A 15180-nucleotide genomic window follows, 5' to 3' on the forward strand; every position below is an offset into this window, starting at 1 on the left:
AAAACGCCCGGATCGCTCCGGGCGTTTTTTATGGTTTAGGGGCAGTATATCGCCCGGTCACGCAGCCGCGTGATCAGCCGATGATGCCGTTCAGCGTGGCGCTGGGGCGCATGACAGCGGCGGTTTTCACCGGATCGGTGTGGAAATAACCGCCCAGATCCGCAGCCTGACCTTGCACCTCTGCCAGTTCGGCAAGGATCTCCTCTTCCTTGGCAGCCAGCTCAGCGGCGATGGGCGCGAAATGCGCGGCCAGCTCGGCGTCATCCGCCTGTGCGGCCAATGCTTCAGCCCAGTAACGGGCGAACCAGTAGTGGCTGGCGCGGTTGTCCGGCTCACCCACCTTGCGTGAGGGCGAGCGGTTGTGATCCAGAATGCCCTGTGTCGCGGCCTCGGCGGCGGCACCCAGCACGCCCGCCTTGGCGTTGCCTTTGCTGTCGGCGAGGAAGTTCAGTGATTCACCCAGAGCACAGAACTCACCCATGGAGTCCCAGCGCAGGTGGTTTTCTTCCACCAGCTGCTGCACATGCTTGGGCGCAGAGCCACCGGCCCCGGTTTCAAACAACCCGCCACCGTTCATCAGTTTCACAATCGACAGCATCTTGGCCGAGGTGCCCAGTTCCAGGATCGGGAACAGGTCGGTCAGATAGTCGCGCAGCACATTGCCGGTGATGGCGATGCTGTCCTTGCCTGCGGTGATGGTCTTCAGCGACTGGGCGGTCGCCTCACGCGGGGCCATGATCTGGAAGAGGTCGGATTTGCCAGCCGCATCCAGTGCGGGCTTCACATATTTGATCAGCTCAGCGTCATGGGCGCGGTTTTCGTCCAGCCAGAAGATCGCCTCGGAACCGGTCAGACGCTGACGATCCATCGCCAGTTCGATCCAGTTCTCGATCGGGGCTTTCTTCACGGTGCAGGAGCGCCAGATATCTCCGGCCTCAACCTCATGTGAATGCAGCGTCTCGCCGTTGGCCAGCACGATGCGGATGGTACCATCGGCAGGCGCTTCAAAGGTGGTCGGGTGGGAGCCATATTCTTCGGCCTTCTGCGCCATCAGGCCAACATTGGCGACGGAGCCTGCGGTGGTCACATCCAGCGCGCCATTGGCTTTGAAGAAGTTGATGGTCTCGTCATAGACGGTGGAATAGCAGCGATCGGGGATCACGCAGTTGGTGTCGCCCTTGGCGCCGGTCTCATCCCAGCCCTTGCCGCCGGCGCGGATCACCGCCGGCATGGAGGCGTCGATGATCACATCGGACGGCACATGCAGGTTGGTGATGCCCTTGTCACTGTCGACCATATACATCGACGGACGGTCCAATGCGGCGATCTCAGCCTTGATGGCGTCCGCATTGGGCAGGCCATCAATGGTCGCCAGTACCGCGCCAAGGCCGGAATTGGCGGAGCCGCCAGCCGCTTCGATTTCGGCGCCGTATTTGTCCCAGACCGGACCCAGCCATGCCTTCACCGCGTGGCCAAAGATGATCGGGTCAGAGACCTTCATCATGGTGGCCTTCATGTGCAGCGAGAACATGGTCCCGTCGGCTTTGGTGTCTTCAATCGCGTCCTTCAGGAAGGAGGACAGCGCCTTGGCCGACATGAAGGTGGCATCAGCAACGGTGCCTTCTTCCAACGGCCAGCTGTCCTTCAGCACGGTGACCGCGCCGTCCTTGCCGACGAATTCGATCTTCGCGGTACCCGCCTGTGCGGCAGAGATGGTGGCGGAGACTTCGTTGGCATAGAAATCATTGCCCGGCATCGACGACACTTTGGTCTTGCTGTCTGCAGACCATTTGCCCATCGAATGCGGGTTGTTCTGGGCGAAGTTTTTCACCGCTTTGGCGGCGCGACGGTCAGAGTTGCCTTCGCGCAGCACCGGGTTCACAGCCGAACCCTTGATGGTGTCGTAGCGCGCGCGGATCTCTTTTTCCGCATCGGTTGCAGGATCTGCCGGGTAGTCCGGAACCGCAAAGCCCTGGGCCTGCAATTCGGCAATCGCGGCGGTCAGCTGCGGTACAGAAGCCGAGATGTTGGGCAGCTTGATGACATTGGCCTCAGGCGTTTTCACCAGTTGGCCCAGTTCGGCCAGATCATTGCTCTGACGCTGGGTGTCGCTCAGCGCTTCGGGGAAGGTCGCAAGGATACGGCCTGCCAGCGAAATGTCCTTGGTCCCGACGGAGACGCCTGCCGCCGCGGCAAAGCTGCGGATGATCGGCAGCAGCGAGGCGCTGGCCAGCTCGGGGGCTTCGTCTACGATGGTATACAAAATGTCGGGGGTCGAATTTTCTGCCATATTCCACAACCTTTTTTCAGCGATATCGGAAACTTGGGTGAGCGGTTGGCGCTGCACCGGATGGACGGGGTGCTGTGGTCCAGCTTGGATGCGGGGGCGGTCATTCTGTGTCAGATCTGCTCTGACAGACCGGCGGCCCGCAAGGACAACAGCCATTCATATGGCCCCCCGTGTAAATCAGCTGGCGCGCGGGCGCAATTGCCAGCAGCGCCTTTGTAGGGTGCAGATTGCCGCGCTTTTGAGATTATTGGGGTGTTTTGCCGCCTATAGTGGCAGTTTTTCCGGTTTTGGAGCCGCAACAGGCACGGGCCTGCTGCGACTCGAAAACGGGGGCCTGCTCAGCTGCGCCAGCGCAGCAGGCGGCGTTCGATCAGGCCGATCAGGCTGCTGACCACCACGCCGAGCACGGACAGGATCGCAACCCCGGCAAACAACCGTTCCAGATCATAGAGCGATCCGGCCTCCAGAATATACGCGCCGATGCCATGTTCCGCGCCCAGCATTTCAGCGGCCACCAGCAGGATAATGGCAATCGCCAGGCTGATGCGCAGTCCGGACAGGATACCCGGCATCGCACCCGGCAGCACGATCTTGCGCACAATCGACAGCCACGACAGGTTAAAACTCTGCCCCATGCGGATCAGCGACCGATCCACATTGTCCACAGCGCCATAGGTGGCCACCACGGTGGGGGTGAACGTGCCAAAGGCGATCAGCGCATATTTCGACCCCTCATCAATGCCGAACCAGATCACAAACAGCGGCAGCAGTGCGATTTTCGGGATCGGGAACAGCGCAGCCACCAGTGGCACCAGCCCTGCGCGGACATAGGAAAACAGCCCGATCATCAGCCCGACCCCAATGCCGACACTGGCCCCAAGGGCGGCGCCAACCACCAGCCGCGACAGCGAGACACTGACATGGGTCCACAGCAGGCCGGAGGCATAAAGCTCCCCCAATGTGGCCAGCACGTCACTCGGGCGCGGCAGGGTCAGGTTGGAGATCCAGCCCTGACGGGTGCCCAGTTCCGCCAGCACCAGTAACAGGACAAAGACGAGAGCGCCCACCCAGCGGGCGCCGCGCGGCGCAAAGCCGCCGCCGCGAAACTGCACTGGGCGCACCGGCGTATGCTGGTGGGGCGTTTCCGTGTTGGGGACAGGCGGGAGTGTGGCCATCCGGGTGTCAGACATTCATCAGCTCCGCATCTGCCGCCCGCGCCTCGTCACGCATCAGCTGCCACAGGTATTTCTGTTTTTGTTCAAGATCCGCATCGCCGAACGCGCGTTCGGCCAACGGAGTGTCCAGATGCACGATCTCGCGGATCTGGCCGGGGCGGCGGGACAGCACCACGATGGCATGGCCCAGCCGCACCGCTTCGGCCAGGTTATGGGTGACATAGACCGCAGTGAAGGGCGTGCGTGTCCACAGCGCCACCAGATCATCCATCAGCAATTCACGGGTTTGACTGTCCAGTGCCGACAGCGGCTCATCCATCAGCATCACTGCCGGGTTCACCGCCAGCGCCCGCGCAATCGCCACCCGCTGCTTCATACCACCCGACAGCTGCTTGGGCAGCGCCCCGGCGAATTCGCTTAGCTTGGTGCGCGCCAGAACATCGTCGATGATCCGCGCCGCTGCCGTGCCGCGAATGCCGTGATCCTCCAGCACCAGACTGATGTTGCCCCTGACCGTGCGCCAGGGCAGCAGGGCAAAGTCCTGAAAGACATACGTCAGCGGATTGAGACAGCCCTGCGGCGGTTGCCCCACCTGCAACACCTCGCCCGCCGCGGGCCGCTCCAGCCCGCCGATAAACCGCAAGAGGGTGGATTTGCCACAGCCCGAGGGGCCGACGATGCAGACGATCTTGCCGCTGGGAATATCCAGCGTGATGTCGCTGAGCACCGCGACATTGTCATAGGCATGACCCACCGCTGACAGGCGAATATCCATGATGTTGCTCCGCAAGAGGATGCGCCGGGGCAGGGTGCCCCGGCACAAAGGTCAGCCGATACTGTCGACGTAGCTGGGGTCGATGATCGTCTCCAGCGAGATATCGGCATCCACCAGCTTCTCCGCCTGGAACCAGGCCAGCTGATCCGCCAGCGATTTGGTGTTCATCGCGGCACCTTCGTTCAGGCGCATGGTGCCGTTGATGATCGACTTGGCGGCTTTGTCACGGGGGCGGTCGGCATAGACATATTTGTGGATCAGATCGACCATCTGATCGACGCCCGCATCACCGCTGGCCCGGTCGATCATGGTGGCGTTGTAGTCGGCCACCCCTCGGCTGTAGGCGCTTAGGAAATCGCGGGTCATCTGCTGTTCCCCGCCGGCGTTCTGGGCCGAGGTAAAAACCGTCGTCACCTGATAGTCGGGCAGATAGTCCGCCACATCGCCAATGATATGCACCGCACCCGATCCCGCCAGGGGTTTCGCAATATGCGGCACGATGGACCAAGCATCAATCTGGCCGGATTTCAGGGCCCCGATGATGGCCCCGACTTTTTGCAGCGGCTTGAAGGACAGCGACACGCCTTCCTTCTCCGCCATCCGCGACCCCATGTAATGGAAGGATGATCCGGCCGTGGTCATGCCGAAGCTCTTGCCATCCAGCGCCGCCGGGCTGGTGATGCCCGCCTGATAGGCCGCATCGGAGACCAGGATCTTCTGCCCGTCAATGCCCGGCTCTTCCGACAGGGCGCCGCCGATCACCTTGATCGCGCCGCGATTGGCAAGGGAGATCAGACCACCCGACATCGCTGTGATCGCATAGTCCACATCGCCAGAGGCAATTGCCACCGACATCGGCGAGGCCGCCTGGAAAAACCGCAGTTCCACATCCAGCCCGGCATCGGCGAAATAGCCACGTTCCTGCGCGATGAAGCTCGCCGAATGGCTGGTAAAGCGCAATGCCCCCAGCACGATTTTCCGCTTGCTCGCCAGCGCCGGTGTGGCCAGCCCCGCAACGGCGCCCGCACTGCCAAGGGCCGCAAGCGTGCGGCGGCGTGTCCAATGGGTCATGTCTTAATCCTCCCTCTTCGTGATTGTCGTTCCGGACCAATCCGGCCCGTAGTGTCCGCTGTTCCTTTGTGGCAGCGTCAGACGCCCCTCGTCCCTGTCATCATGTCACCCGTCACATAGGTCTCCAGCGCCGCCACCGCGGCCTCTGTGTCGCGCGCCAGAACCGCCTCCACCAGCGCCTGTTGTTGCTCTGCGCGGGCGGCGAAATCCAACCGTCCCTCCCGCAGAAGCGCCAGACGGAACCGGCGCGATTGATCATAGAATTTCAGCTGCATATCCGACAGCCGGGGCGAGTGTGCGGCCTCCACCAGCACTGCGGCAAAGCTCCGGCAGGCCATATCCCAGTCCAGCGCCAGCGCATCATTGGCCTCGTTCACCAGCGCCTCTTCGGTGCGGCGCAGCGCATGGTGGGCGGCCAGAACCCGGCCCTCCCATTGTACATCGCTGCGCGCCAGCCCCAGCCGCAGACCCAGCCGCTCCACCTCCAGCCGCATGAACAGAATGTCCCGCAGATCATCCTCGGTGGCCGAGGTCACGCGAAAGCCGCGCTGGGCGGTGGCCTCCACCAGCCCCTCGGCGCTGAGCATTCGCAGGGTTTCGCGCATGGAGTGGTTGGAGCCGCCGTAACTCTGACGCAGCGCCTCAATCTTCAGCTTCTGATCCGGTCGCAGCACACCAAAGGAAATGTCCCGCCGCAGCGCTGCGGCCAGCACAGCAACAACCGTGTCTTCCTCCGACTGTGCGCGTCGACCAAACATGCTTTGATCCCTATTTTGCAAAATATCCAACATTTTTGCCGCGCCAGTCCCCCTCTGTCAATGGGGGCGCCCGCCCCTTTGCGCGCGCGCCTGCGACGCTTGCGCCGGGTCGGCGTTGACGCCCCGGCGCGGCTCTGTCACTCCTGCAATCCACCCAACTCAACCGACCGCTTCAAAGGATCTTGCCCCGCATGACCAGCCTGCGCCTGCTGCACACCTCTGATCTGCATCTGGGCAAGCGGTTTGGCCAGTTCGATGAGGAAACCCGCGCCGCGCTGCAACAGGCTCGGATGGGCATCCTGTCCCGGCTGGCCGGGATCGCGACGGCAGAAGGCGCGGGCCATGTGCTGATCGCGGGAGATCTGTTTGATACCGAAACCCCGTCGGCGCGGGTGATCCGGCAGGCGCTGGCGGCGATGGCGGCAGCGGATCCGGTGCAATGGTGGATCATCCCCGGCAATCACGACAGCGGCGCGGCAGAGCCGCTTTGGGCGGAAATGGCGCGCCACGCGCCGCAGAACGTGCATCTGCTGATGCAGCCCACACCGGTTGAAATCGCGCCCGGGGCCACGCTGCTGCCCGCGCCCTGCGAACGTCGTTTCGCCGGACAGGATCGCACCATCTGGATGGACAGCGCCGAGACTCCGGAGGGACATCTGCGGATCGGTCTGGCCCATGGGGCCGTGCTGGATTTCGACCGTGATCAGAACGGGGCCGAGACAATTGCCACCAACCGCGCCAGCAGCGCTCGGCTGGATTATCTGGCGCTGGGGGATTGGCACGGTGATTTCACCCTGAATGCCCACAGCCGCTACCCCGGCACGCCGGAACGGGATCGGTTCAAACATCCGGGGCGCGGCAGCTGCTTGCTGGTGGACCTGCCGGGACCGGGTCAGCCGCCACAGCTGCGTCCGGTCGAGGTGGGACAATACCACTGGCAGGATCTCACGCTTGAGCTGGCGCCGGGGCAGGATATCGGCGCCCTCATCAGAGAAGCGCTGCCGGATGATCCGCAGGACTGGCCCGACTGTCTGATCCGCATTCGCGCGCGCGGCTGGGTCACCGCAGATCAACACATGCAGCTGTCGGGTTTTGTGGCAGAGCAGGCTCCGGCGTTTTGCCACCTCGGCCTTGATGGGGATGATTTGCGCATTGAACACCGGGCCGAGGATCTGGATCAGATTGCCACCACCGGCGCGTTGCGCGCTGCGGCAGAGGTCCTGATGGCTGAGAGTCAGAACAGCGCCCTCGCCGAGGAGGCCCGCGATGTGGCCGCCGCCGCGCTGAACCGGCTCTATGCCGCTGTGCGGGAGGGCGCGGAATGAAGCTCACCTCCATTCGTCTGACCAATGTGCGCCGCTTTGTCGATCCGGTGGAGATCACGGGTATCGGCCCCGGTCTCAACCTGCTCAGCGCGCCGAATGAGCAGGGCAAATCCACCATCTTTGACGCCCTGCATGCGCTGTTCTTCAAGGATGCGAAGTCCTGGGACAAAGAGGTGCGCGCGCTTGCCCCGCATGCGGGTGGCGATCCTGAGATCGAGGTTGAGCTGACCCATCAGGGCAGTCATTTTCGCATCGCCAAAAGCTTTACCAAATCCGCAGGCAAAGGCACCGCGCGCATTTGGCGCGAGGGGGGGCTCCTGCATCAGGCCGACGCGGCGGAAGCCTGGCTGCGCGACCTCATTGCTCCGCCCAAGGACGGACCAGTGGGCATGCTCTGGCTGCGGCAGGGGCTGACGGATTTTGCCGATGCCAAGGACACGCTGGAGGCGCGGCGCGATCTGATGTCCTCCCTCAGCGGTGAGGTCGAGGCCGTGACTGGCGGGCAGCAGATGGAACGCCTGCGCCGCCGCCTGCGCAGCGATCTGGACCGCATGGTCACCAGCCGTGGCGCGCGCAAGGGTGGCCCGCTCGCCGAGGTGGAGGCCCGCGTGGCCGCGCTTTCTGAACAGCGCGATGCTTTGGCCGGGCAGGTCGCCGATCTGCGTCAGCTGCTGGACCAGCGGCACCTCCTGCGCCGCGAACAGGCGGAGCTTGCGGCGCCGGAGGAAACTACCGCCCGCCAGTCCCGGCTGAACCACGCCGAAACCGCGCTGGCCGCTGCTGAACGTCACCGCGAGAAATGTGAACAGGCCCGCCGCGCGCTTGATCTCGCCATTCTGCAGCGCGACGGGCAGGCGGCGCGGATCGAGACACAGGCCGAACGCCTTGCCGATCACGCCCGCGCCACCACCGCGCTAACGCAGGCGGCAGAACGGCGCGACAGTGCCGCAGAGCAGGCCGCGCAGGCGGCCCAAGAGTTGAAACAGGCGGAGAGCGGGGCAGGACAGGCCCGCGAAAGCGTCGCTCAGGCGCGGAAATCCGTGGCCGCAGCCCTGCGGTCTGAGGCCGCAGAACAGGCGCAGTTGCGACGCACGGAGCTAAGCGAACGTCTGGCACAGTTTGATGCGCTTCAGGCACGTCTTGCCAAGGATCGCCAGCAGGCCGGGCAGGGCGTTGATGCGGATGCACTCGCCCAGCTGGAGGATCTGGCCCAGGCTGTCACCCTGGCGCAGCACGCCCGCACCGCCTCTGCGGCGGCACTCAGCGTCCGCTACCTGCCGGGCAGCGCCACAACGCTGCGCCTCAACGGTGAGACCTTCGATGAGGGGGATGAGATTGCCTTGCCGGATGGTGGTAAGCTGGAGGTTCCGGGCCTTGCCACAGTCACGCTGCATCCTGCCCGCAGTGAGGCGGCAGGGGCGGTATCTGAGGCCGAAACCGCGCTGGCAACGGCCCTTGATCAGCTGGAATTTGAGACATTGGCACAGGCCCGTGCCGCCCATCAGGCGCGCCTTGCCGCCACCGCCCGGCTGAAGGAAGGCGAAGCCACCCAGCGCGCACTTGCCCCCGAGGGGCGCGAGGCGCTGGTTGCGGCGATTGCGGCCCTGCCCGGTGATGCAGACCCGCAGCCCCCCTGCGATCCGCTGCCGGATCGCACCACGCTGGAGGCCGCACTGGCGGAGGCGGAGGCCGGTCAGACGCGGGCGGAGGCCGATCTCGCCAAAGCCCGCATTGAGGAGGGCGCCGCCCAGCAATCCGCACATGGCGCCCTGGCCGAGGCCAAAGCGGCGGAGGCCGATCTCGACCGCGCCACGCAGGCCCTCGGAGAGACGGAAGCCGCCACTACAGAGCTGGCCGCCCTGAGGGCCGAGATGCCTGCCTTGGATCAGACCGTTGCTGAGGCCCGCGCCGAAGATGCCCGCCTGATCGCTGCCGCCCCGGATCTGGAACAGGCCCTCGCCGCCTGTCAGCGGGCCCGCTCGGTTGTGGAGGCCGCACAGACCCGATTGCAGGATCTGGCGCGCGATCTGGCCGTCTTGGACGCGCGCATCAGCGCCCATGCCAGCCACGCGGTTGAGGAAGAGCTGGCCGAGGTGACCGACCAGCTGGCTGTCGCGGAGGACCGACAGAAGGCCCTGCAGTTCGAGGTTGCCACCCTGCGTCGTCTCGATCAGGCGCTGGAGGCCGCGCAGGCGGGCGCGCAGGCGCAATATCTGGGACCTCTGATGGCCGAGCTGACGCCGCTGCTGCGTCGCCTCTGGCCTGAGGCGGAGGTGCAGGTCGATGCCGACAGCGTGCTGCCCAGTCAGTTGGCGCGCGGCGCGGCAGAGGAGCAGCTGACCCAGCTGTCAGGCGGCACACAGGAACAATTGGCGCTGATGGTGCGGCTGGCCTTTGCCCGGTTGCTGGCCAAATCCGGCCAAGGCATCCCGGTCATACTGGATGACGCGCTTGTTTATACCGATGATGCCCGCATTGAGGCGCTGTTTGATGCGCTGACGCTTCAGGCCAATGATCTGCAAATTCTGGTGTTTTCCTGTCGGCAGAAAAGCTTTCGCGATCTTGGCGGCACCAGCCTTGCAATCCGCCCCGCCGATGATCGCGGCTGATGGCCGAATGGCTCAGTCGCGCAGCTCCTCCGGGGCCACGCCCCAGAGCTTCTCCTTGGGCGCCCAGCCGCGATAGCCGCCGGCCGAAATCGAACACCAGCTGACCTCGCATTTGCCCAGTCGGGCCACCACGCCAAGTTCAAAGGCGGCTGTGACCGGCGCGCCGCTGTCGGGGCGGGCGTGCACCGTCAGCATGTCCTCTTCGATCAGCACGGTCCGGGCACCGGACAGCAGCGCATAATGCACCCAGCCACCGGCGCCATCGCGATCACGCACCCGACGCCAATGGCCATATTCGGCGGTGATCTCCAGCGGCATGCCACGCCGTTTGAACACCCAGTCGATCTTGTGGGTCAGGGAAGGGCCACGGCGCACATTGCCCTCAGCGGCCTTCATTGACACGAAACGCGGCAGCGGCAGATTGGTCACCGGGCCGCGCTCATCTCGCGCGGCGCCTTCATGCGGGATCATCGCACCGGTTGTTGCAATCATGATCATGGCGACCACGGCCAGCCGGGACCGCAGATAAGATGCCGAAATGTTCACTGCCTGCTCGCTTCTTCTTTTTGCTGCCTGTTACCTGCCTGACCAACCTGAACGCACTGCGTTTTCTGCCGACCCGCCCCTGATCTGATGTCCGGGTGCGATGAGGTCTGAAAAAGAAAGCCGCGTCAGATGGGCTGAGGCGCGGGATGGTTCTTGTGCCTGCCCGCGTCCTGCGCCACGATGCCATGAGGCCAGAGAGATTGCAAAGCCGAGGGAGAGCAGCAGTGGCAAGAGAACGTCTGAGTGTTGTCGTAACGCGACGGTTGCCGGAGCCGGTTGAAACCCGGTTGAGCGAATTGTTCGATGTGCGCTTGCGCGAGGACGACACACCGATGAGTCGGGCCGAGCTGGCCACAGCGCTGAAGGATGCCGATGTGCTGGTGCCGACGGTGACCGACAGCATCGATGCCGCCTTGCTGGCACAGGCCGGAGACCGGCTGAAACTAATTGCCAACTACGGTGCCGGGGTCGATCACATCGATGTGGCAACGGCGCGCCAGCGTGGCATTCTGGTGTCCAACACGCCCGGTGTCCTGACCGATGACACGGCGGATATGGCCATGGCCCTGATCATGGCCGTAGTGCGCCGCATCCCCGAAGGTCTGGCAATCATGCAGAAAGGGGACTGGCAGGGCTGGTCGCCCACCGCTCTTCTGGGCGGGCGTCTGGCCGGGCGGCGTCTGGGGATTCTCGGCATGGGCAGCATCGGGCAAGCGGTCGCCAAACGGGCCGGTGCCTTTGGCATGCAGGTCCATTATCACAATCGCCGACGCCTGCGCCCCGAGATTGAGGACCGGTTTGAGGCCACCTATTGGGAAAGCCTTGACCAGATGGTGGCGCGGATGGATGTGCTGTCCATCAATTGCCCCTCCACGCCCTCGACCTTCCATCTGATGAACGCCCGGCGGTTGAAGCTGATGAAACCCGATGCGGTCATCGTCAATACCTCGCGGGGCGAGGTGATCGACGAACATGCGCTGACGCGGATGCTGCGCGCCGGTGAGATCGCCGGGGCAGGTCTCGATGTTTATGAGCATGGCACCGACATCAACCCGCGCCTGCGCGAGTTGGAAAACGTCGTGCTGCTGCCGCATATGGGGTCTGCCACGCTCGAAGGTCGCCTGGAGATGGGTGAAAAAGTTCTTTTGAATATCAAGACATTCGAGGACGGCCACCGGCCACCGGATCAGGTCGTGCCGTCCATGCTCTAGGGTTGCTGACGCAGCCCGTCATTTTTGAGGGAGGCGACGTTATGAAACATCTGTTCTGGGCCGGCATATTGCTGGCAGCAACACCCGCTTGGGCACAGGAAGCGGCAGACGCCGTGGCACCTGAGGGCGCGGCAGAAACCGCAGATGCCGGGTTTGCGGCGATCAGCGACGCGGTCGCTGCAGCCATTCAGGCCAAATCCGATGGCACCCCGGTCGAGGCTGAGAACTGGATGGTTGCCGCCGCCAATCCACATGCGGTTGCAGCTGGTGCCGAGGTTCTGCGCGCGGGCGGGACTGCGGCGGATGCCATGGTGGCAGTGCAAACCGTTCTGGGGCTGGTGGAGCCGCAATCCTCAGGCCTGGGCGGCGGCGCATTTCTGGTCTGGTATGACGCAGCCACGGGCGAGGTGACAACGTTGGATGGCCGTGAAACCGCGCCGCTGGCAGCCACGCCGACGCTGTTTCAGGATGACGCAGGCGAGCCGCTCAAGTTCTACGATGCCGTCGTCGGTGGCCGCTCTGTCGGCACCCCTGGAACACCTGCCCTGCTAGAAGCGGCGCACCGGCGCTGGGGCCGCGCCGCCTGGCCCGGCCTGTTCACCGCAGCTATTGACCTGGCCGAAGATGGCTTTGCCGTCTCGCCCCGGCTGGCCGGTCTGATCGAAAAAGATGCCGACCGCCTGTCGCGCTGGTCAGAGACCGCCGATTACTTCCTGCCCGGTGGCACGCCGCTGGCGGTGGGCAGCAGGCTGAAGAACCCCGCTTACGCCGATACCTTGCGCCGCCTCGCAGCAGAGGGGGCACGCGGGTTCTATGCCGGTCCCGTAGCGGAGGCGATCACCAGTGCGGTGCGCCAGGCCGAGGGCAACCCCGGCGTCCTATCCGCGATGGATCTGGCGCTTTATCAGGTGAAGGAACGCCCCGCCGTCTGCGTCACTTATCGCGCCTATGAGGCCTGCGGCATGGGACCGCCGTCCTCCGGTGCGCTGACGGTTGGGCAGATCCTCGGTATGCTCGGCAATTACGATCTGGCGGAATTGGGCGCAGAGAACCCCGATGCCTGGCGGCTAATCGGCGATGCCTCGCGCCTCGCCTTTGCCGACCGGGGGCGGTACATGGCCGACAGCGACTTTGTGCCGATGCCGACACAGGGGCTGGTGGCGCAGGATTACCTCGACACCCGCGCGACGCTGCTCAGCGGCGATGACGCCCTGCCGGAGGTGAACGCAGGCGCGCCGGAGTTCGACCATGCGCTGCTGTTCAGCGATGATGAGTCGATTGAACTGCCCTCGACCTCGCATATCTCCATCGTCGATCAATATGGCAATGTGCTGTCGATGACGACCACCATCGAAAACGGCTTTGGCTCGCGGCTGATGGCGGCTGGGTTCCTTTTGAACAATGAGCTGACAGATTTCTCCTTCCGCACCCATCGCGACGGGGTGCCGATTGCCAACCGGCTGGAACCGGGCAAACGCCCACGCTCCTCCATGGCGCCCACCATTGTGCTGAAGGATGGCAAACCAGCGCTGGCTGTTGGCTCCCCGGGTGGCAGCCGCATCATCGGCTATGTCGCCAAGACCATCATCGCCTGGGCCGACTGGGGCATGGATGTGCAAGAGGCCGTGGCGCTGCCCCATGCGGTGAACCGCTTTGGCACCTATGATGTAGAGGCAGGCACAGGCGCCGAGGATATGACCCAGCCGCTCACTGATATGGGGTTTGAGGTCAATGCCCGCGACCTGACCTCTGGTCTGCATGTGATCGAGATCGGGGACGGGCTGAAAGGCGGCGCAGATCCCCGCCGCGAAGGCATCGCCCTGGGCGGATAACATCTGCTGCTGCTTGGTCCGATGGCCGGGCAGCACCAGCGCTACGGGGTTCTGGGTATTGCTGACCTCAGGGCGTGATGCCTATGGTTGCCGGGTGAATTTTCCAGAGGGAGGCTGCCATGGTTCAGGCCACAACATTGCCACGCAACGAGGCCGGTATCAACGCGGCGATTGACGTGTTGAAACAACGCTTTGGTGAGCAGCTGCAAACGGGGCAGGCGATCCGCGAACAGCATGGCCACACCACCACCTGGATCACCAATCAGCCGCCGGATGCGGTGGTCTTTCCGACCTCCACCGAAGACGTGGCGGAAATCGTCAGAACCTGTGCCGACTACGGCGTTCCGGTGATACCCTATGGCACCGGCACCTCGCTGGAGGGCCATGTGAACGCCCCCGCCGGTGGGATTTGCGTTGATATGATGCGGATGGACAAGATCCTTGCCGTTCATGCCGAAGACCTTGATGTGGTGGTGCAGCCGGGGGTGACCCGCGAGCAGCTCAATACATTCCTGCGCGATCAGGGCCTGTTCTTCCCGATTGATCCCGGCGCCAATGCCTCGCTCGGCGGTATGGCCGCGACCCGCGCCTCCGGCACCAATGCGGTGCGCTATGGCACGATGAAGGACAATGTACTGGCGCTTGAGGCGGTGATGGCGGACGGCGGGGTGATCCGCACCGCGCAGCGGGCGAAAAAATCCTCCGCCGGCTATGATATGACCCGCCTGTTGGTCGGCAGCGAAGGCACGCTGGGTCTGATCACCGAGCTGACCCTGCGCCTGCAGGGCATCCCGGAGGCGATCCGCTCCGCGCGCTGTGCTTTTCGCAGCGTGGATGACGCCTGCCGCGCGGTGATGATGACCATCCAATACGGTATCCCGGTGGCCCGGATCGAACTTCTGGATGCCATGAGCGTGCGCGCCGCCAACGCCTATTCCGGCCTCGATCTGCCGGAAATGCCGCTCCTGCTGCTGGAGTTCCACGGCTCGGATGCCGGCGTGGTGGAACAGACGGAGATCTTCACCCAGATCGCGGAGGAATTCGGTGGCTTTGATATCGCGGCGACCTCCACCGCAGAGGAGCGCAGCAAGCTCTGGCAGGCGCGCCATGATATGTATTGGGCCAGCCTGCAGCTGCGCCCCGGTGCCAAGGGGATTTCCACCGACGTCTGTGTGCCGATCTCCAAACTGGCCGACTGTGTCAGCGCCGCGCGCGCGAAAGCCGAGGAGATGGGTCTCCTTGCGCCGATGGTCGGCCATGTCGGCGATGGCAATTTCCACGCGCTGTTGCTGATCGACATGGACAGCGACGCAGAACGGGCGGCCGCCGATGTCTATGTCGGCTGGCTGAATGAGTTGGCGATCTCCATGGAGGGCACCTGCACCGGGGAACATGGTATTGGTCAGGGCAAACGCCCCTATCTCAAGCAGGAGTTGGGCGAAACCACCCGCTATATGGCCGCGATCAAGGCGGCACTGGACCCTGAGAATATCCTCAATCCCGGCAAGATTCTGGAGATTTGAGGTCTGCCTGCCGACAGCACAGCGCGCCAGTCTGACGGCAGAATTTGAGTATTTCAGGAAAGGTG

General features: G+C 64.1%; 11 protein-coding genes. 5 read left to right on the plus strand and 6 right to left on the minus strand.

Features of this window, described 5'->3' with window-relative positions; translation table 11 throughout:
* Positions 1 to 73: 73 nt before the first annotated feature.
* From OO25_RS21210 to OO25_RS21230, 5 genes are all read right to left on the minus strand, one after another.
* On the minus strand, positions 74 to 2290 hold the full coding sequence (locus OO25_RS21210; protein ID WP_175304857.1) for an NADP-dependent isocitrate dehydrogenase: 2217 nt from the start codon (positions 2288 to 2290) through the stop codon (positions 74 to 76).
* A gap of 338 nt (positions 2291 to 2628) precedes the next feature.
* A complete protein-coding gene (locus tag OO25_RS21215; RefSeq protein ID WP_040182722.1) occupies positions 2629 to 3480 on the minus strand; it encodes an ABC transporter permease in 852 nt (283 codons plus the stop codon).
* Positions 3473 to 4240 (minus strand): ABC transporter ATP-binding protein, encoded by a 768-nt coding sequence (locus OO25_RS21220; RefSeq protein ID WP_040182723.1) that lies wholly within the window; start codon positions 4238 to 4240, stop codon positions 3473 to 3475. Before OO25_RS21220 ends, OO25_RS21215 begins: the two co-directional genes overlap by 8 nt.
* A 51-nt stretch (positions 4241 to 4291) precedes the next feature.
* Positions 4292 to 5311 (minus strand): ABC transporter substrate-binding protein, encoded by a 1020-nt coding sequence (locus OO25_RS21225; protein ID WP_040182725.1) that lies wholly within the window; start codon positions 5309 to 5311, stop codon positions 4292 to 4294.
* Positions 5312 to 5388: 77 nt separating this feature from the next.
* Positions 5389 to 6069 carry a GntR family transcriptional regulator gene (locus OO25_RS21230; RefSeq protein ID WP_040182727.1) on the minus strand — a complete coding sequence of 227 codons (681 nt, stop codon included), beginning with the start codon at positions 6067 to 6069 and terminating at the stop codon, positions 5389 to 5391.
* Between the two features lie 191 nt (positions 6070 to 6260).
* Between OO25_RS21230 and OO25_RS21235 the strand changes: the two genes are divergently transcribed.
* Both OO25_RS21235 and OO25_RS21240 read left to right on the plus strand, forming a co-directional pair.
* Positions 6261 to 7394: a metallophosphoesterase gene (locus tag OO25_RS21235; protein ID WP_040182728.1), complete on the plus strand. Its 1134-nt coding sequence runs from the start codon at positions 6261 to 6263 to the stop codon at positions 7392 to 7394.
* Positions 7391 to 10003 (plus strand): AAA family ATPase, encoded by a 2613-nt coding sequence (locus OO25_RS21240; RefSeq protein ID WP_040182730.1) that lies wholly within the window; start codon positions 7391 to 7393, stop codon positions 10001 to 10003. The genes OO25_RS21235 and OO25_RS21240 overlap by 4 nt, the downstream gene beginning before the upstream one ends.
* A 12-nt stretch (positions 10004 to 10015) precedes the next feature.
* Here the strand turns inward: OO25_RS21240 and OO25_RS21245 are convergent, their stop codons facing one another.
* Positions 10016 to 10501 carry an SH3 domain-containing protein gene (locus OO25_RS21245; RefSeq protein ID WP_241770631.1) on the minus strand — a complete coding sequence of 162 codons (486 nt, stop codon included), beginning with the start codon at positions 10499 to 10501 and terminating at the stop codon, positions 10016 to 10018.
* A 272-nt stretch (positions 10502 to 10773) separates the two neighbouring features.
* Here OO25_RS21245 and OO25_RS21250 point away from each other — a divergent pair, with 272 nt between their 5' ends.
* The 3 genes from OO25_RS21250 (at position 10774) to OO25_RS21260 (ending at position 15115) form a co-directional block, all read left to right on the plus strand.
* The gene (locus OO25_RS21250; protein WP_040175585.1) at positions 10774 to 11760 is read left to right on the plus strand and encodes a D-glycerate dehydrogenase; all 987 of its coding nucleotides are present in this window, start codon (positions 10774 to 10776) and stop codon (positions 11758 to 11760) included.
* 41 nt (positions 11761 to 11801) lie between these two features.
* A complete protein-coding gene (ggt, locus tag OO25_RS21255; protein WP_040182732.1) occupies positions 11802 to 13592 on the plus strand; it encodes a gamma-glutamyltransferase in 1791 nt (596 codons plus the stop codon).
* 119 nt (positions 13593 to 13711) lie between these two features.
* A complete protein-coding gene (locus tag OO25_RS21260) occupies positions 13712 to 15115 on the plus strand; it encodes an FAD-binding oxidoreductase (RefSeq protein ID WP_040182733.1) in 1404 nt (467 codons plus the stop codon).
* Positions 15116 to 15180 lie beyond the last annotated feature (65 nt).

Source organism: Phaeobacter sp. S60, from assembly GCF_000826845.1.
In the GTDB taxonomy this organism is placed as follows: Bacteria; Pseudomonadota; Alphaproteobacteria; order Rhodobacterales; family Rhodobacteraceae; genus Phaeobacter; species Phaeobacter piscinae.

Coding starts and splice junctions, on each gene's coding strand:
- OO25_RS21235 (WP_040182728.1), top strand. CDS start 6,261: ATGACCAGCCTGCGCCTGCTGCACACCTCTGATCTGCATCTGGGCAAG.
- ggt (WP_040182732.1), top strand. CDS start 11,802: ATGAAACATCTGTTCTGGGCCGGCATATTGCTGGCAGCAACACCCGCT.
- OO25_RS21260 (WP_040182733.1), top strand. CDS start 13,712: ATGGTTCAGGCCACAACATTGCCACGCAACGAGGCCGGTATCAACGCG.
- OO25_RS21225 (WP_040182725.1), bottom strand. CDS start 5,311: ATGACCCATTGGACACGCCGCCGCACGCTTGCGGCCCTTGGCAGTGCG.
- OO25_RS21210 (WP_175304857.1), bottom strand. CDS start 2,290: ATGGCAGAAAATTCGACCCCCGACATTTTGTATACCATCGTAGACGAA.
- OO25_RS21240 (WP_040182730.1), top strand. CDS start 7,391: ATGAAGCTCACCTCCATTCGTCTGACCAATGTGCGCCGCTTTGTCGAT.
- OO25_RS21215 (WP_040182722.1), bottom strand. CDS start 3,480: ATGTCTGACACCCGGATGGCCACACTCCCGCCTGTCCCCAACACGGAA.
- OO25_RS21220 (WP_040182723.1), bottom strand. CDS start 4,240: ATGGATATTCGCCTGTCAGCGGTGGGTCATGCCTATGACAATGTCGCG.
- OO25_RS21245 (WP_241770631.1), bottom strand. CDS start 10,501: ATGATCATGATTGCAACAACCGGTGCGATGATCCCGCATGAAGGCGCC.
- OO25_RS21230 (WP_040182727.1), bottom strand. CDS start 6,069: ATGTTTGGTCGACGCGCACAGTCGGAGGAAGACACGGTTGTTGCTGTG.